We start from the raw sequence: 17,342 nt of genomic DNA on the forward strand, positions 1-17,342 counted from the left end.
CTCACCCCAGCCCCTTCTGCCCCATCTCAAGGAACTTCTCGCGGCGCTTGGCGCGCAGGGTGGCGCCGTCCAGGCCGTCCAGTTCGCCCAGCGACTCCTCGATGCAGTCGCCCAGCTTCTTGATCGTCTCGGCCGGGTCGCGATGGGCGCCGCCGATCGGCTCGCTCACCACATGGTCGATGACGCCCAGTTCCTTCAGGTCCTGGCTGATCAGGCGCAGCGCGATGGCCGCCTCGCCCGCCATGTCGGAGCTGCGCCACAGGATCGACGCGCAGCCTTCCGGCGAGATCACCGAATAGATGGCGTGTTCCAGCATCAGCACGCGGTCGGCGGTGGCGATGGCGATGGCGCCGCCCGAGCCGCCCTCGCCGATCACCGAGGCGACCATCGGCACGTTCAGCCGCAGGCAGCGCTCGATGCTCTTGGCGATGGCCTCGGCCTGGCCGCGCTCCTCCGCCTGGACGCCGGGGAAGGCGCCGGCGGTGTCGACCAGCGAGACGACCGGCAGCTTGAAGCGGTCGGCCAGATCCATCAGGCGCTGGGCCTTGCGGTAGCCTTCCGGCTTGGCCATGCCGAAATTGTGGCGGACGCGCGATTCGGTGTCGTTGCCCTTTTCCTGGCCAATCACCACCACCGAACGGCCGCGGAAGCGACCCAGCCCGCCGATGACCGCGCGGTCCTCGGCGAAATGGCGGTCGCCGGCCAGCGGCGTGAAGTCCTCGATCAGGCCGTTCACATAGTCCAGGCAGTGCGGCCGATTGGGGTGGCGGGCCACCTGAACCTTCTGCGCGGGCGTGAGCTTGGCGTAGGTCTGCCGCAGGAGCTTGTCGACCTTGGCCTGCAGCTTGGCGACCTCGTCGGCGATGTTGATGTCGCCGGCGTTGGTCAGGTGCCGCAACTCCTCGATCTTGCCTTCAAGCTCGGCGATCGGCTTTTCGAATTCCAGGAAGGTCTGCATGCCGGACACGGGTGGTTGGCGAGGCGCACAAAAAAGCGCGCGCTTGGTAGCACGCCCGGCGCGCCTGCGCCACAGCGGAAAGATGCGGGACAGCCTGGGAAGGGTTCCGCGACGAACCCACAGGGTTTATCCTTATCCGCCGGGAAATTCCAAGCCTAATCGTTGCCCGGATCGTGCAAGGCGGATCGCTGCATGCCCTCATTCCCCACCTCCTTCCCCACCTCCTTCAAGGACCATTTCTCCGGCCATGCCGGCGATTACCGCGCCTTTCGTCCCACCTATCCGCCCGGCCTGGCCGCCGCCCTGGCCGATGCGGCGCCGGCCCGCGACCTGGCCTGGGACGTCGGTTGCGGTAACGGGCAGTTCTCCGTTTCCCTGGCCGACCAGTTCGCGGCGGTCCACGCCACCGACGCCAGCGCGGAGCAGATCGCCCAGGCGGAAGCGCATCCGCGGGTGCGCTATGCCGTCGCCCCGGCGGACGACAGCGGGCTGCCCGACGGCTGCTGCGACCTGATCGTCGCGGCGCAGGCGGCGCACTGGTTCGACCTGGGGCGCTTCTATGCCGAGGTGCGGCGGGTGGCGAAGCCGGGGGCGGCGGTGGCGCTGGTCTGCTATGGCCGGCAATGGCTCGACCATCCCATGCTGGATCCGGTGGTGGAGCGGTTCCACAACGGCACGCTGGGACGGTATTGGCCGGCCGACCGCTGGAAGGTGATCGGGGGCTATCGCGGCATGGACTTCCCGTTCCCGGAACTGCCGGTGCCGCCGCTGGCGATGGAGGCGGTTTGGACGCTGCCGCGGCTGCTCGGCTACATGAACACCTGGTCGGGGGTGAAGGCGGCGACCAAGGCGCTGGGGCGCAACCCGCTGGAGGACTTCGCCGAGGAGATCGCGCCGCTGTGGGGCGATGCGGAGACGGAGCGGCGGATCCGCTGGCCGCTGACGGTTCGGCTGGGGCGGGTTTTGCCCCCTCCCTAACCCTCCCCCTCTTCGAGGGAGAGGGGACTGCCGCCGCTCTGCAAATCCACCCTCTCCCGCGAAGCGTGGGAGGGAGGGGGCCGGAGGCCGACCCTTACGCCCCCTCCGCCACCACGCGCTCGTAGGCCGGCAGGGTCAGGAAGTCGGTGAAGTCCTCGCGCGCGACCAGATCGCGGAACAGGGATGCGGCGTCGGCGTAGCGGCCCTTGGCGTAGGCATCGGCGCCGATGCGGTCCTTCCAGCCCGACAGCTCCTCCGCGATCACGCGATCCACGAGGTCGAGCGTGACGGCCTGCCCGTCGTCCAGCGCCGTGCCGGTGTGGAGCCACTGCCAGACCTGGGTGCGGCTGATCTCCGCGGTGGCGGCGTCCTCCATCAGGTTGAACAGCGGGACGCAACCCTGGCCGCGCAGCCACGCCTCGATATAGCCGATGCCGACCGCCACGTTGTTGCGCAGGCCCGCTTCCGTCTTCGGTCCGGCGGGCACCGCCAGCAGGTCGGCGGCGGTGACGGTCACGTCGGTGCGCTTGCGGGCGATCTGGTTCGGCGTCGGCATGTAGGCGTCGAACACCTCGCGCGCCACCGGGACCAGTCCGGGATGGGCGACCCAGGTGCCGTCATGGCCGTTGGACGCCTCGCGCTCCTTGTCGGCGCGCACGCGGGAGAAGGCGGCCTCGTTGGCCTCCGGGTTGTCCTTGACCGGGATGAAGGCAGCCATGCCGCCGATGGCCGGCGCGCCGCGGCGGTGGCAGGTCCTGATCGCCAGCTGGCTGTAGGCGGACAGGAAGGGGGTGGCCATCGTCACCTCCGCCCGGTCGGGCATGACGGCGGCGGGGTCCTTCCGGAACTTCTTGATGAAGCTGAAGATATAGTCCCAGCGGCCGCAGTTCAGGCCGGCGGAATGCTCGCGCAGCTCATAGAGGATCTCGTCCATCTCGAAGGCGGCGAGGATGGTCTCGATCAGCACCGTCGCCTTGATCGAGCCGTGCGGCAGATGCAGGTATTCCTCCGCCACCAGGAAGACCTCGCGCCACAGCCGCGCCTCGAAATGGCTTTCCAGCTTGGGAAGGTAGAAATAGGGGCCGCTGCCGCGCGCCAGCAGCTCCTTGGCGTTGTGGAAGACATGCAGGCCGAAGTCGAACAGCGCGCCGGACATCGGCTCGCCGTCCATCAGCACATGGCGCTCCTCCAGATGCCAGCCGCGCGGCCGGACCTTCAGGACGGCGGTCTTGTCGCTGAGCCGGTATTTCTTCCCGCTGGTGGGGTCCTCGTACGAAATGGTCCGGCGCACGGCGTCGCGGATGTTGATCTGCCCCTCGACCAGATTGGTCCAGGTCGGGCAGGTGGCATCCTCGTAATCGGCCATGAAGACCTTGGCGCCGCTGTTCAGCGCGTTGATGACCATCTTTCGGTCGACCGGGCCGGTGATCTCCACCCGGCGGTCGAGCAGGTCGACGGGCAGCGGGGCGATGGTCCAGTCGGCCTCGCGGATCGCGCGGGTTTCCGGCAGGAAATCGGGCTTGTGGCCCTGGTCGAGCAGCGCCTGCCGCTTGGTCCGCACATCCAGCAGCCGCAGCCGTTCGCCACCGAAACGCCCCTCCAGCTCCGCCAGGAAGGCCATCGCCTCCGGCGTCAGGATCTCCTCGAAACCGGGCTTGATCGGACCACGGATTTCAAGACCGGACATGCTGGTGGCCATCGTGCTGCTCCCCTTCCCGTATCGTGACGAACCGCTCTCTCGACGGTTGAGCGACCGGTATAGCACGGTACAGGCGCAAGCCGGGGACGGCCTATGGTCGCAGAGGGGCGGGCGGGATCAGCCCGTGCTTCTTCAGCATGCCGCGCAACTGGTGATAGCCCAGCCCCAGCGCCTCCGCGGTCTGGCGCTGGTTGAAGCGGTTGCGCTCCAGCGCCTCGCGCAGCCGGGCGGCCTCGAAGGCGCGGACCTGATCGAGGATGCCGCCGTCGAACTCAGGCATTGCGACCTTCTCCGCGACGGGGGCGGGCTCGGTGCGGGCGGTTGGCACAACGGACGGGCGCCAGGGCGACTCGAAGGGGTCGAGGATGATGTGGTCGAGCGGCTCGTCGGGATCGGCGGCGGCGACGGAGCGCTCCACCGCGTTGCGCAGCTCGCGCACATTGCCGGGCCAGTCATGGCCGCGCAGACGATCCAGCGCGGCGGCGGTGAAGCCGGGGAAGAGCGGGCGTTGCAGCTCGCGCACCATGCCCAGCGCGAAATGCTCGGCCAGCGGCGGGATGTCGTCGGGCCGGGCGCGCAGCGGCGGCAGGGTCACCACGTCGAAGGCCAGCCGGTCCAGCAGGTCGGCGCGGAAGCGGCCGGCGGCGGCCAGCGCCGGCAGGTCGGCATTGGTGGCGCCGACCACCCGCACATCGACGGTGGCGGTGCGGCCGCCGACCCGCTCGATCTCGCCATACTCGACGGCGCGCAGCAGCTTCTCCTGAACGGCGGGGGAGGCGGTGGCGATCTCGTCCAGGAACAGGGTGCCGCCGTCGGCCTGCTCGATCCGGCCGATCTGCCGCCGGGTGGCGCCGGTGAAGGCCCCGGCCTCATGCCCGAACAGCTCAGAATCCAGCAGCGACTCAGGCAGCGCCGCGCAGTTCACCTTGACGAAGGGACGGTCCCACCGCTGCGACAGGTAGTGCAGGCGGGCGGCGATCAGCTCCTTGCCGGTCCCGCGCTCGCCGATCACCAGCACCGGCCGCTCCAGCGGCGCCACCCGCGACACATGTGTCAGCGCCGCCAGGAAGGCCGGCGATTCGCCGAGCAGGGAGGGAGGAGTGATGGTCATCGCCTGTTTCGCTACTGTTTCGCGGAATTGACGATGGTATCGCCTAGGCGGCGAAGCGGCAACCCGGAGCGCTGAGCAGCGCAAGCTCGGCAAGTCCAGGCTTTGCAACGGTTTGGGGCCGATCCGCCGGAATTGGCACGGCGGTTGCGATACCGGTGTCATGGCAAGGAGGTCATCCATGAGCGATTTCAGCGATTTCCGCCGCCGCTACGGCGGTGACCGCTTCAACACCGCGCAGGGCCGCCCGCTGGCGCGTCGCGTGCGCAACTATCTCGCCACCCGGCCGGCGGAAAGCTGGCTGTTCTTCTTCGCCGGCATCGTCGCCGGCGCCATCCTCGGCTGACACACGGGACATCCATCATGAGCATCTTTTCGCGCCTGACCGACATCGTGCAGTCGAACCTGAATTCCCTGCTCGACCGCGCCGAGGAGCCGGAGAAGCTGATCCGCCTGATCATCCAGGAGATGGAAGACACGCTGGTCGAGGTGCGCTCCTCCACCGTCAAGATCATCGCGGAGAAGAAGGAGATCGAACGCCGCGTCGCCGACCTCCACCGCGAGCGCGACGAATGGGACCGCAAGGCCGAGGTGGCGCTGACCCGCGACCGCGAGGATCTGGCCAAGGGCGCGCTGATGGCGAAGTCCAAGGTCGCCGAGCAGGCCGACGCGCTGGCCGAGCAGCTGGTGCAGGTCGAGGCCGCGCTGTCCAAGGCCAACGAGGACATCGGTCGCCTGCAGGCCAAGCTGACCGACGCCAAGACCCGCGAGAAGGCGCTGGTCGCCCGCACCCAGACGGCCAGCAACCGGGTCAAGGTCCGCACCGTCCTGCACGACGAGCGCATCAACGACGCCCTGTCGCGCTTCGAGCAGGTCGAGCGCAACCTTGACGAGATGGAGGGCCGGGTCGAGGCCTATGACGTCGGCCGCACCAAGAGCCTGACCGAGGAGATCGCCGAGCTTGAGGCGACGCACAAGGTCGAAGAGGATCTGGCCGCGCTGAAGGCCCGCATCGCCGCGCGGCGCAACGGCTGACCGGCGGCGAGAATCCGGTGCAGGGGTGGGGCTTTGCGGCCCCGCCCGCTCTTCCCACGACAATAAGAAGGCCCGAAGACCATGGGGTTCCTGGGTTTCGTCCTCGCGGTGCTGTTCATGGTGGTGGTGGCGCCGGTCTGGATCGTCTTCCACTACATCACCAAATGGCGCTCCCAGCGCGGATTGACCGCGCAGGACGAACGGCTTCTGGCCGAATTGTGGGAGATCTCCAACCGGCTGGAAGCCCGCGTCCACTCGCTGGAGCGCGTGCTGGACGCCGAGGCGCCAAACTGGCGCGACAAGGTGTGAGGGTTACAGGGCGGTGCCCCCTCCCCATCCCTCCCCCGCTTTGCGGGAGAGGGGACTGCCGCCGCTCCTTTGCATGATCGCCGCAAGCATCCTGCCCCCTCTCCCTCGAAGAGGGGGAGGGATGGGGAGGGGGCAATCTACGCCGACACCTCCCAACCCGAAACTCAACGAAAGGACCGAGCCCGCCATGGACCGCGCGTCCCCTTACGACTCGCCGAATCCGCACCGGCTCTATCGCGATCCGCAGCGCGGGGTGCTGGGCGGGGTGTGCACGGGCGTCGCCGATTACTTCGGCGTGCAGCCGGCCGTCGTCCGGCTGGCGATGCTGTTCGCCCTGTTCTTCTTTTCGGTGCCGCTGGTGATCGCCTATGTCATCGCGCTGCTGGTGTTGCCGGTGCGTCCGGCACAGGTCTATCGCGATGCCGAGGAGGAGGCCTTCTGGCGCACGGTGTCGACCAAGCCCGACCGGACGCTCGCCGGCCTGACCCAGCGCTTCCGCGACATGGAGAAGCGGATCGTCGGGATGGAGGCCTACGTCGCCTCCAAGGAATTCGAACTGAACCGCGCGATCCGCGATCTGGATCGTTGATTGCCTTCGGCAAGCTGGATCGCTGATCTGATCCCCGGCCGGAAAGGCCGGGGGCCGATGTCGTCAGCGCCGCTGGCGGCGCCGGTCGCGGACGCGGATCGGGATCGGTTTCGGTGTGGGCATCGTGGCGATCAGACCGGCCAACGCCGCAGCCGTCGCCACCGCACCACCGAGCAGAACGAGATCCATCATAGGCCCTCCACCATCGAGATCCCTGCAGTCACCCACATGGTGAAGCAGTTGGTTAGAACATGGTAGCGAAAAGAGAGACTGACAACATCTCTCCCATCGGGGCAGTCCCTGATACCTGCCGACATGGGACACCCTCCGCGTCGCCCCGGCCTTGATCCAAATCACGAGCCGGGCCGTTATTGGTCGAAGGAACAGGGTGCGGTCCTTTCCAGATGGGAAGCGATCGGACCCTTGTCGAATCCCCGGCCTTTGACGGAGCCCCGCCTCGATGTCCGATACCAGCCTTCGCCAAAGCGCCCCCCGCCGGCGCAGATCCCTGGTGCTCCGCGCCCTGATGCTGAACGGTGCGTCGATGGTGGTGACGGCGCTGCTGTTCGTCCTGCTGCTGTCGCTGGTGGCGCCGCCGATGGGCGTCAACGCACCGGGCGCGCGGATGGCGTTGTGGGCGCGGCTGGTCGTCTGGCCAGCGTTGGTCCTGTTCGGCATGGTCTTTGGTGTAATGGCGATGCGTGGCCGCACCCAGGCCTTCAATCCCATCGAGGATCCCGAATCGCGCAGTCAGCGCGTCTGCCAGCGGGTGCTCGCCAACAGCGTGGAGCAGACCGCCATCTTCGTCCCGGCGCTGGCCGCCCTGGTCGCCACCCTGCCGCAGCCCTCGCTGGGGGCGGCGGTGGCGGCGACCGCGCTGTTCGTGCTGGGCCGGCTGCTGTTCTGGGCGGGCTATCTTGTGCATCCCTTCGCCCGCGCCCCTGGCATGGCGATGACGCTGACCGTCAATCTGATCGTGCTGGGCTGGGCCGTTCTGCTGCAACTGGGCGGGATGCAGCCCGGCTGACGGGCTTCTCCGCAGGCGGTGCGCTGGCCGGGGCCGCCGTCTTCGCCAGATGCAGCCAGCGGCGGTAGGCCTCGGCGCTTACCGGCGCCCGGTGCTTCAGCCCGATGCGCAGGATCTGCGGCAGGGCCAGCAGCACCTTCAGGTCGGTCATCCGCGGGCCGTGGCGCAGGTTCTTCCAGCTGTTGCCGGCCCAACTGCGCGCCAGCCGCCACGCCATCAGCGAGGACGGGCAGCGCGCCACCTCGCGGATCAGGTCGTTGCGGTGGTTGTAGAAGCGCTCCATCCCCGGCTTGCGGCCCTTCTCGCTCTTGTCGTGGTAGACCATGACATCGGGCAGAGCGACGACGCGGTATCCGGCGCCGACCAGCCGCAGGCAGCGGTCCTTCTCCTCCCCCTGGCGGTAGAGTTCGGGCATGTAGAGGCCGACCTGCTCCACGGCGCTGCGCCGCAGCAGATGGCCGCAGCCGACATACCAGGGCACATCGAAGGGGGCGGCACCCTTGGGGAAATAGACCAGCCCGTCGCGCGTCTCGATGTTGCAGGCGACGGCGGCGACCTCCGGATTCCGTTCCAGATAGGCGACGCAGCGGGCCAGACCGTCCGGATCCTCGAACCAGCTGTCGTCGTCGACCGACAGGATGCAATCGCCGGTGGTGTTCACGAAACCGAAGTTGCGGGCCAGGATCAGCCCGCCATTGTGCGGCTGGCGGACATAGCGGACGGTCGGGAACTCCGCCCGCATCATCGCGCCGGTGCCGTCGCTGGAGCCGTCGTCGATGACGATGATCTCCATCGGCGGGGTGGTCTGGTTCATCAGCCGGGTCAGCGCGATGCGCAGTTCCGGCCCGCGGTTGTAGGTGGCGATGACGGCGCTGACGGTCAGCGTCATGACGGCTCCCTTCTGGCGAATTTGGGCGGCGCCACCATCGGGCGCAGCGGGTCGTCCTCCAGAATCCCCCAGGCGCGGAGCGCGCGGGTCAGCCCGATCCACAGCAGGATCGGCAGCAGCGAGAAGAAGCCGAACTTCACGATGGTGATGTTGCCGTCGCGGAACCATTGCAGGCACAGCGGCAGGAAGGCGCAATAGAACAGCACGGCGTAGCGGTTGCGGAAGCCGCTGGTCCAGAACCAGCGGTGCATGCGGCCCAGGATCAGGCCGACCACCACCATGGTGACGATCATGCCGATCCAGCCGGCGCTCATCCAGCCGTCGCCGGGGAGCGAGGTGGTCAGGTTGTAGAAGACGCCGTAGTCGTTCAGGTCCACCCACTTCACCGGCGCGCCGACCGGCTTGCCCGGCCACAGCAGGCGCGGGATCGGTTCGGTGAACAACTGCAGATACTGGGTGAACCAGGTGTAGGTGCCCGACTGTTTCGGCACCACCCACAGGATGTAGGCGAGGAAGTCGAAATTCGCCAAATCCTGGCCGGCCAGCGCGTCGAGCGCCCGGCCGCTGCCGCTGCCGCCGTTGAAGCGCAGCAGGACGGAAACCGGGGCGTCGCCGGCCAGCACGTCGCGGAAGGCGTCACGGTTGTTGCCCAGCACGGTGAACAGGCCCATCACCGGGATCGCGGCCAGCACATGCCACAGCCGGAACCATTTGGTGCGGGTGCGGTACAGCATCAGCAGCACCAGCCCCAGGATGCCCATGATGATCGCCCAGCGTCCCCAGCCCAGATAGGCGCGGTAGGCGACGAAGCCGGCGAAGGGGATGAAGGACAGCGGGTGGAAGCGGCAGACCCAGATCAGCCCCAGCGTCAGCGGCAGGCCCATCGAATGGGCCTCCGCGATGTAGCCGGTGGTGTTGGTGTAGATCGGCTGGCCGGTCAGCGGATCGCGCTCCATCTGCACGTCGCCGGTGCCGTCGAAGCTGGCGCCGCCCTGGCGCTGGATCGCCGAATAGATGGCGAGCGGACCCAGCAGCAGCGCGGTGGTCAGGAAGGCCACGATGTCGACGCGGTCGAAGGAGAAGGCCGGCGCCGGCTCGCCGTTCGGGGTCCAGTCGGGCTTGACCAGACCGGCCCACATGCAGGCGGCGGCGAAGGCGATCAGCCCGACCGAACTGACCACCAGGGTCATGACGAACTGCTGCTCGTTCGGCCAGAAGCCCATGAACAGCCAGACATCGTCGAAGCCCTGCGTGTGGACCAGGATCGGCCGCATGACGAAGACCAGGGCGTGGAAGATCAGGTACAGCGTCAGCGGATGGAACATCGATGCGCTGCCGGAGCTGAGAAACACGACGGTTACCAGCACCAGCACCAGGACCTGCGCGATCAGCGCCATTTCGATCATCGGCAAACAGTCCCCGGTAATTAGGCTCCGCCTGATGACGGGCGTGGCCCACGGGCAAGCGGGTACGACCAGCCGGTCAGGCTAGGATGAAAAGTCAGCCTATACGCCCCGTCCCGGTCCGGCAGGGGTGCAGAGGGCGTGGCCCCTTCGCACCCGCACACCCCCTTCGCGCTTTTGCCGGTTGCCGTGGGGCTGGGTCAGTCTCCCCCCTTCGGCGGCATCGCCGTTGTTCTGGAGGAGGGTCTCCCATGTTCCGTTCCCAACCTCGTCGCCGGAGTGGAGCGGCCGAAATCCTGTCCCGTGTTCTGTTGCTGAGCGCGCTTCTGCTGCCTGCCGCCGGATGGAGGCCGGCGATGGCAGATGAGACGACCTTCTATGTGTCGCCGACCGGCAACGACCGCTGGTCGGGACGGCTGTCCCAGCCGTCGGCGGACGGGCGCGACGGTCCCTTCGCCACCCCGGCCCGCGCGCTGGCCGCTGCCAAGGGAAGCGGTCCGGCCACCGTGCGGCTGCATGGCGGGACCTACCGGCTGACGGCGCCGCTGGTGGTGGACGGCTCCATGCCGGGGCTGCGGCTGACCGCGGTGGAGGGGGAGCAGCCGGTGCTGTCGGGCGGCGAGGTGGTGGGCGGCGCGCAACCGGCGAACGGCTTGCTGTCGGCGCCGCTGGCGCGCGATCCGGGGCTGGACGTCTCGATCGGCGGGCCCGGTGAAAGGTTGCGGCTGGACGCCGCGCGCAGCGGCGATTTCACCCCCGGCGACCCGCGCAGCGGCTGGTTCCCGGCCAAGGCGGTGCAGTCCGATCCGAAAAATCCGGGGAGCAAGCGGCAGATGCGGCTGCCCGCCGGCGTGCTGAAGGCCGGTTGGGCCGGGCCGGGGGTGCGGGCGCAGGCGCTGGACCGGGAACGGCTGTCGGACGATCTGCTGGGTGTGGTTTCGGCCAATCCGAACGGGTTGCTGACCTTCAATGCCGACGGGCAGTATCCTTACCGCGACGGCTCGACCGTGCGGCTGCTCGGCCATCCCGATTTCCTGACGCGGCCGGGCGAATTCGCCTGGGATGCCAAGGCCGGGCGCCTGTTGGTCAAGCCGCCGACCGGGCTGAACGCCGCGGGGGCGGAACTGGTGGTGGCCCGGCAGCCGGTGCTGCTGCGGCTGGACAACGCCCGCAATGTGACGGTGGAGGGGCTGACTTTCGCCGACGTGCCGTGGGACGGCACCGCGGTGCTGGCGAAGGGGAGCAATGGCCTGCGGATCGCCGGCAACCGCTTCCTGCTGGTCGGCACCGCGGTGATGCTGGACGGCTCCGGCCGCAGCGAGGTGTCGGGCAACCGGATGGAGCATCTCGGCCGCTCCGGCGTGATGCTGGCGCCGGGCAGCAGCGATAACCGCATCCTCGCCAACCGCATCAGCGACATCGGCGAGGTGCGCTTCTTCAGCGGCGGCGTGATGGGGGCCGGCATCCGCAACACGCTGATCGCCCACAACGACATCCGCCGGTCGGCGCGCTACGGCATCTCGATCAAGAACTGGAACCCGCAGACGGTGAACAGCGACAACACCGTCGAGTTCAACCGCATCCGCGACACCGCCCGCCAGACCGCAGACGCCGGCGCCATCGAGATGCTGGGCCGCAGCGGCAACGACACCCGCAGCATCATCCGCTTCAACGACATCCGCGACACCGGCGGCCTCGCCACCGACGCGCAGGGGCGCTGGCTGGTCCGCTACAAGGGCTTCGGCATCTATCTGGACGACATGACCAGCGGCGTGACGGTGCAGGGCAACCTGCTGGAGAACACCGGCATGGCGGCGATCTTCCTGCATGGCGGCGACAACAACCGGGTGTCGGACAACATCACGGTGATGAACGACGGCAAGGACCGCTTCCTGCGGCTGGAATGGGTGCCCAGCGCCGGGAAGAACGGGCTGATGCACGGCAACGTCGCCGACGGCAACGTGGTGGCCGGCCCGGCGGCGAAGGATCAGGTCGTCAACAGCCTGTCCGGCGGCGAGTACCGGGTCGAGAACACGCAGCTGGAAAACGCGGCGCCCACGGCGGAGGCTGCCGGTGTGGCCAGCGCCGCCAGGGCCGCGAATGCACCGGCCGGGGGGCGCCTGCTCGACCGCCTGCTGGCGAAGAAGGAACTGCCTCTCGACCGCGTCGGACCGGAGGGGATGCGGTAGAGGCAACGGGCTGGAGCGATCCTCATTCGGCCGTTGGCCTCGGTGGACGGGAGACCGCCAAAACCGACGGACATCCTGAAAAGAAAAAGCGCCCTTTCCGGTAAGGAAGGGCGCTTTTTCTTGAGCCTTGGCTCATTCCTCACGCGGTGGCCGACCTCACGCCGTGGCCGGACGGGCCAGCGCCGGGGGGATGTCGGTCGGTTCCATCAGCGGGACGGCGACCGTCGGGGTCTTCCAGGTCAGCGTGTCGAAGGCGCCGCAATGACCGCACAGGCCGCCCCAGCTGTGGCTGACCGCCCCGCAGGAGCTGCAGGTCCACACCGGATCCTCCGGCGCGTTGGCGGCCTTGGCCAGCCAGTCCTTCGCCGCGTCCTCGTCATGACGCTCGCCGCGGTCCAGCTCGGCCATCAGGCGGTAGGTGCGGCGGGTCGGACCGATCTCCATAGCGCGGTTCAGGTGCTGGCGCGCCTCGCCCCACAGCTGGGCGTCGATGGCGGCGCGGGCGACGGCGAGGTGCGATTCGGCCGAATCCGGCGACTGACGCACCAGCTTCTGGAACAGCCGGACGCGGGTCAGCGGATCGTAGCTGGCGACGATCGACCGGTAGATGTCGGCCAGTTCCGGATGCGGCGAGTGGCGCCATGCCCGCTCCACCACCTTGGCGGCCGGCTTCAGCCGGTCGGCGGCGAGCTGCAGGCGGGCCAGACGGACGGCGGCGGGGACGAAGCCCGGCATCATGTCGTGCGCGGCCTGGGCGTGCGACAGGGCGGCGTCGGCCCGGCCGCGGCGCTCCGCCTCGAAGCTGCGCTCCAGCAGCAGGACGGCGCGGTGGCGGCGGCCCTCGTCGGTCGGGATGGCGCCGGCCTGGATCGCCTGCTGCAGCGTGCCTTCGGCGGCAGCCCAGTCGCCGGCCTGCGCCTCCAGGTCATAGAGCGTGCCGAGCAGCCAGGGCGTGTTGGGCTGCAGCCCGCGCGCCTTGCGGGCCAGCGTCAGCGCCTCCACCCGGTCGCCCGACTTGATCGCCTGGGTCAGCAGCCCGCGCATGCCGAGGAAGGCCGTCTCCGGCCGCTCCAGCATGGCGGTGAAATATTCCTTGGCGGCGCGCTCGTCGCCCTGCAGCTGGGCGGCCTGGGCCGACAGCAGCATGGTCAGCGGCGGCTCGTTCAGCAGCCCGTCGGCCTTGCGCGCCATCTTGCGCGCGGTCTGCGCGTCGCCGGCAGCGATGGCGACCATGCCCTGCGTCAGGGCGCGGTAGCCGCGTTCGCGGCGGCGGACCCGGCTGTGGCGGCGGATGCGATACGGCGTGCGGATCAGCCCGCGGATCAGGCGATACCCAAGCGCCGCGATGCCCAGCGCCACGATCGTGACCAGCAGGGCGACCCAGAAGGGCGCCTCGACGGCGTAGCCCAGCCAGTGGACGCTGACGGTGCCGGGACGGTCGGCGAGCCAGATCGCGGCGGCAATGACCACCGCGACCTTCAGAAGGAACCAGAGGGCGCGGATCATTGGGCCGTCCCCTTACCGCCGGCGGCGGTGGTCATCAGGGCGATGGCGCGGTCGTTCAGCTGGCGCGCGGCCTGATCGGCGGCCAGACGCGCCTTGGCGTCGGCCAGCCACGGGGCGGCGGTCTGCGCGGCCGGACCCTGCAGGGCCGACAGCTCCTCCACCGCCTTGGCGAGGTTGCCCTCGTTCAGCGCGGCCTCGGCGCGGGCGACGATGGCGTTGGCGGTGGTGCCGACCACCCCGCCGCCCTCCTGGCGGACGGTGACCAGGGTGGACAGCTTGCCGACCGCGGTGTCGATCCAGCTGTTGCCCTCGCCGCGGATGTCGGCGCGGACGATCTCGCCGGCCAGCGGCTGGAAGCGGTCGGTCAGCTGGGCGCGGGTCGGGATGCCCTTGGCGGCATAGGGCGCCACGGCGTCGAGCGGCTGGGTCACCCCGGCGTCGGAGATGTTGAGCGCGCGGACCGCCTGCAGGTCCTGCTGGAACGGCTGGCCGCCCGACAGGGAGGCGCGCAGTTGACCGGCGGCCAGCACCAGCGCCTGGGCGGCGGTGGCGGCGTCCTGGCGCTCGCTGACCGCCTGGTTGACGCTGGTGACCTGCTGCTTCAGCTGCTCGACCTCGCTGCGCAGCTCCTGCGCCGCCTGGGAGTTGCCGGAGACGGCGGAGACCTTCTGCTCCAGCGCGGCGATGCGGTCGGCCAGTTCCTTGCGGGCGTCGCCGGCATCGGCGCTGGCGGTCGGGCGCTTCTCCAGCGCGTCGATCCGCTGGGTCAGCGCGGAGAGGTCGGCGCCGTTGCCGCCGTTGCTTGCGGTGTTCCCGGCGGCGGCCGGGCGCTGCTCCAGCTTGTTGACGCGGTCGGCGATCTGCTGGATCTGTGACTTCAGCGCCGGGTCGGCCGGGGCGGCGCCGGTCGAAGCGGTGGAGGAGGCGGAGGTGGACGGCCAGCCGGGCAGGGCGGGACCCCACCAGGGCTCCGACAGGGCGGCGGCGCCGACCAGCAATGCGACCACCGACAGGGCGGTGGCGAACCCGCCGCCGGAGCGCGGCTCGTCGAGGTAAGACGGAGTCGGGGCGATGGTCGGACGCGCCGGCTCGGCATCGGCGCTGCGGCTGTAGCCCGCGCTGCCGGTGGTGCCGGACGGCGTCCAGCTGCCGGTGGTGGTCTTCGGCTCATCGGACTTGGTGGCGTCGGACTTGCCGATATCGGACTTGATGCCGTCGTCCTTGGCCTCTTCCGCCTTTTCGGCGTCGCCCTTCGGCGTGTCGGCGAGGCTGTCGGTCGCGCCGATCGGCGTGGCCGGCGGGATCAGGGCGTCGGAGGACTGCAACTCGGTCGCAGGACCGGTGGCCGCGCCGGCCGCCGGGGTGTCGGCGCCGGGGATGGTGTCGGCCGGGGACGCGGTCGGCACCGGCTCCACCACCGGAGCGGCATCGACGATCGTGGCGGGCGGGGTGATGACGGACGCGGCGGAGGCGTCGGTCGGCCGGTCCTCGCTGGGGGTTGCCGCGTCCAGGTCGGCGTCGTCCAGCTTGATGCGGTGCTTGGCGGCGGCGGTGCGCAGGTCGGCATGGCGGGCCAGCGGGATCGCGCCGCGCTTCTTCCAGCCCTGGACCGTCGTCACCGGGGTGTCCAGCTTGTGGGCCATCGGGCGGATGCCGCCGAAACGTTCGACGATGCGGTCGACCGCCGCATTGCCGGTGCTGGCGCCGTCGCCGTCACGGTCGGTGCCGGGGCGTTCGGGGCCTGGACGAGAGGTCATGGGCTGTACCTTCGGTTCGCTGTTGTTCGTTTTAACGTCACAGCCCCCTGACCGGTCCCCCTCGTCCCCCGTACGGCTGATGCACCCATCCGGAAGCACCGGGGGTGTAAGCCGTACGGCCGGACCGCGCCGGGTTTATCCGGCGACCGGCAACAGATCGAGCAGGGCGTCCTGCTCCGGCCGCGCCGCCACCCGTACGCTTCGCCACGGCGTCACTCCCTGGTCGCCGTACGCACGGGCAGCCTCCGCGACCGCGGGGCTGAGGCAGAACGCATCGACCGTACGACAACAATCGACCAGCCCCGCCTCGGCCAGCAGCCTAACAAAGGATGCCGCGGTACGGGGAGAGAAAAACAACACGCCGTCGAGCGCCGACGTACGCAAAAATGTCGCGGTATCGTCCGACAGGGTTAGCGCGGGTACGGCATCGTACATCACGCTGCGCCGCAGCGTGAACCCGGCGGCCCCCAAGAGGCCGGCGAGGTCGCCCGCCACCTTGCTGCCGGCCACATGCAGAAGCGTACCGGCGGCCGGATCGCGCAAGTGCCGGACATGGTCGGCCAGCGCGTACACGTCGCCCGACGCGCTGTCGACCTGCGCGAAACCGGCCGCCCTGGCCGCCCGCGCGGTGGCGTCGCCGACGGCATGCACCGGACGGTCGCGCCGGCTCGTACGTTTGGCGTAGGCGCGTACGCCGTTCGCGCTGGTGAACAGCAGGGCTTGTACGTCGGACAGGTCGGGCTCCGGCCCGTCGAGCCAGACCATCGACAGCATCGGCTCCACCGCCGTGGCGAAGCCGAGCGCCTGCAGCCGGCGGACCAGCGGCTCGGCATCCTCCGCCGGACGCGTCACCAGAAGACGCGTACGGGGAGGGGTGGAAGAGGGCTCAGGCTGTTTTCCCGTCATGCGGAAAACCCGGACGGAGCGGCGGTCAGTGCGGTGCGGCGGCGAAGAAATCGGGCGGAAGCTGCGCCCGGATCTCGGCCCCGGCAGCGGCGCCCAGCGACTCGGCCTCGGCCGCCTTGCCGCGGCGTTCCGCCCGGAAGATGATGCGTCCGTCGGTCGACAGCACCTTGGCGCGCAGATGCAGGTCGTCGCCGTCCAGCATCGCCAGCGCCGCGATGGGCGTGCGGCAGGAGCCGTCGAGCGCGGCCAGCAGCGCGCGTTCCGCCGTGACGCGGACCATGGTCTCCGCACAGTTCAGCGGGGCGAGCAGGGCGCGGGTGGCGTCGTCGTCGCTGCGGATCTCGATGCCGATGGCGCCCTGGGCGACCGCCGGCAGCATGGTTTCCGGCTCCAGCACCGCGGTGATGCGGTCGGTCAGGCCGAGGCGGCGCAGGCCGGCCAGCGCCAGCAGGGTGGCGTCGACCTCGCCCGCGTCCAGCTTGGACAGGCGGGTCTGCACATTGCCGCGCAGCGGGAAGATCTTCAGGTCGGGGCGCAGTTCCAGCACCTGGGCCTGACGGCGCAGACCGGCGGTGCCGACCACGGCGCCGGCCGGCAGGTCGGCCAGACCGCCGCCGGAGCGGGCGAAGAAGGCGTCGCGCGGATCCTCGCGCGGCAGCAGGGTGGCGATTTCCAGCCCGTCGGGAAGCTGGGTCGGCACGTCCTTCATCGAATGGACGGCAAGGTCGGCGCGGCCGTCGAACAGCGCCTCCTCCAGCTCCTTGGTGAACAGGCCCTTGCCGCCCGCTTCCGCCAGGGTGCGGTCGAGGATGCGGTCGCCGGTGGTCTTGAAGACGACGATCTCGATGGCGCCGGGCGCGGCGAGATGCGGATGGGCGGCGATCAGGCGGTCGCGGGTTTCGTGGGCCTGCGCCAGCGCCAGCGGGCTGCCGCGCGTCCCGATACGGAGCGGGTGGGTCGTCATAGGGCGAGTTCTAGGGGATCCGCGC

Annotated in this window: 17 protein-coding genes; 7 read left to right on the plus strand and 10 right to left on the minus strand. The window is 69.7% G+C overall.

Translation table 11 applies throughout. The features are described from left to right. Position 1: 1 nt before the first annotated feature. On the minus strand, positions 2-958 hold the full coding sequence (locus B9N97_RS14625; RefSeq protein ID WP_085087729.1) for an acetyl-CoA carboxylase carboxyltransferase subunit alpha: 957 nt from the start codon (positions 956-958) through the stop codon (positions 2-4). 192 nt (positions 959-1,150) lie between these two features. On the opposite strand from B9N97_RS14625, the gene B9N97_RS14630 reads away from it, so the two are divergent. Then, a complete protein-coding gene (locus B9N97_RS14630; protein WP_085087730.1) occupies positions 1,151-1,936 on the plus strand; it encodes a class I SAM-dependent methyltransferase in 786 nt (261 codons plus the stop codon). 94 nt (positions 1,937-2,030) lie between these two features. On the opposite strand, the gene aceB is transcribed toward B9N97_RS14630, so the two are convergent. Further along, positions 2,031-3,635: a malate synthase A gene (gene aceB / locus B9N97_RS14635; RefSeq protein ID WP_085087731.1), complete on the minus strand. Its 1,605-nt coding sequence runs from the start codon at positions 3,633-3,635 to the stop codon at positions 2,031-2,033. Positions 3,636-3,726: 91 nt separating this feature from the next. Beyond that, a complete protein-coding gene (gene pspF, locus B9N97_RS14640) occupies positions 3,727-4,746 on the minus strand; it encodes a phage shock protein operon transcriptional activator (RefSeq protein WP_085087732.1) in 1,020 nt (339 codons plus the stop codon). 178 nt (positions 4,747-4,924) lie between these two features. Between pspF and B9N97_RS35645 the strand changes: the two genes are divergently transcribed. From B9N97_RS35645 to pspC, 4 genes are all read left to right on the plus strand, one after another. Then, positions 4,925-5,089: a hypothetical protein gene (locus B9N97_RS35645; protein ID WP_167393311.1), complete on the plus strand. Its 165-nt coding sequence runs from the start codon at positions 4,925-4,927 to the stop codon at positions 5,087-5,089. A gap of 17 nt (positions 5,090-5,106) precedes the next feature. Continuing rightward, positions 5,107-5,778, plus strand: a complete 672-nt coding sequence (gene pspA / locus B9N97_RS14645) for a phage shock protein PspA (protein WP_085087733.1) — start codon at positions 5,107-5,109, stop codon at positions 5,776-5,778. Positions 5,779-5,859: 81 nt separating this feature from the next. Next, positions 5,860-6,087: an envelope stress response membrane protein PspB gene (pspB, locus tag B9N97_RS14650; protein WP_085087734.1), complete on the plus strand. Its 228-nt coding sequence runs from the start codon at positions 5,860-5,862 to the stop codon at positions 6,085-6,087. 187 nt (positions 6,088-6,274) lie between these two features. After that, complete coding sequence (pspC, locus tag B9N97_RS14655; RefSeq protein WP_085087735.1) at positions 6,275-6,676, plus strand: envelope stress response membrane protein PspC; 402 nt, start codon at positions 6,275-6,277, stop codon at positions 6,674-6,676. Positions 6,677-6,739: 63 nt separating this feature from the next. Here the strand turns inward: pspC and B9N97_RS36755 are convergent, their stop codons facing one another. Continuing rightward, positions 6,740-6,868: a hypothetical protein gene (locus B9N97_RS36755; protein ID WP_256379242.1), complete on the minus strand. Its 129-nt coding sequence runs from the start codon at positions 6,866-6,868 to the stop codon at positions 6,740-6,742. A 268-nt stretch (positions 6,869-7,136) separates the two neighbouring features. Here B9N97_RS36755 and B9N97_RS14660 point away from each other — a divergent pair, with 268 nt between their 5' ends. Further along, a complete protein-coding gene (locus tag B9N97_RS14660; RefSeq protein WP_085087736.1) occupies positions 7,137-7,703 on the plus strand; it encodes an MAPEG family protein in 567 nt (188 codons plus the stop codon). On the opposite strand, the gene B9N97_RS14665 is transcribed toward B9N97_RS14660, so the two are convergent. Beyond that, positions 7,642-8,592, minus strand: a complete 951-nt coding sequence (locus B9N97_RS14665; protein WP_085087738.1) for a glycosyltransferase family 2 protein — start codon at positions 8,590-8,592, stop codon at positions 7,642-7,644. The genes B9N97_RS14660 and B9N97_RS14665 overlap by 62 nt on opposite strands. Further along, complete coding sequence (locus tag B9N97_RS14670; protein ID WP_085087740.1) at positions 8,589-9,998, minus strand: O-antigen polymerase; 1,410 nt, start codon at positions 9,996-9,998, stop codon at positions 8,589-8,591. Before B9N97_RS14670 ends, B9N97_RS14665 begins: the two co-directional genes overlap by 4 nt. 353 nt (positions 9,999-10,351) lie before the next feature. On the opposite strand from B9N97_RS14670, the gene B9N97_RS14675 reads away from it, so the two are divergent. After that, a complete protein-coding gene (locus B9N97_RS14675) occupies positions 10,352-12,184 on the plus strand; it encodes a right-handed parallel beta-helix repeat-containing protein (RefSeq protein ID WP_244560720.1) in 1,833 nt (610 codons plus the stop codon). A 156-nt stretch (positions 12,185-12,340) separates the two neighbouring features. Here the strand turns inward: B9N97_RS14675 and B9N97_RS14680 are convergent, their stop codons facing one another. The 4 genes from B9N97_RS14680 to hemC all read right to left on the minus strand — a co-directional run bounded on the left by B9N97_RS14680 (position 12,341) and on the right by hemC (position 17,317). Beyond that, the gene (locus B9N97_RS14680; RefSeq protein ID WP_085087743.1) at positions 12,341-13,690 is read right to left on the minus strand and encodes a heme biosynthesis protein HemY; all 1,350 of its coding nucleotides are present in this window, start codon (positions 13,688-13,690) and stop codon (positions 12,341-12,343) included. Further along, positions 13,687-15,447, minus strand: a complete 1,761-nt coding sequence (locus tag B9N97_RS14685) for a mitofilin family membrane protein (RefSeq protein ID WP_085087745.1) — start codon at positions 15,445-15,447, stop codon at positions 13,687-13,689. Before B9N97_RS14685 ends, B9N97_RS14680 begins: the two co-directional genes overlap by 4 nt. A 135-nt stretch (positions 15,448-15,582) precedes the next feature. Further along, complete coding sequence (locus B9N97_RS14690) at positions 15,583-16,353, minus strand: uroporphyrinogen-III synthase (RefSeq protein ID WP_085087747.1); 771 nt, start codon at positions 16,351-16,353, stop codon at positions 15,583-15,585. A gap of 25 nt (positions 16,354-16,378) precedes the next feature. Next, positions 16,379-17,317: a hydroxymethylbilane synthase gene (gene hemC, locus B9N97_RS14695; protein ID WP_085087749.1), complete on the minus strand. Its 939-nt coding sequence runs from the start codon at positions 17,315-17,317 to the stop codon at positions 16,379-16,381. Positions 17,318-17,342: the final 25 nt, after the last annotated feature.

The sequence above is a fragment of the Azospirillum oryzae genome (genome assembly GCF_900177515.1).
Taxonomy (GTDB): Bacteria; Pseudomonadota; Alphaproteobacteria; order Azospirillales; family Azospirillaceae; genus Azospirillum; species Azospirillum oryzae_A.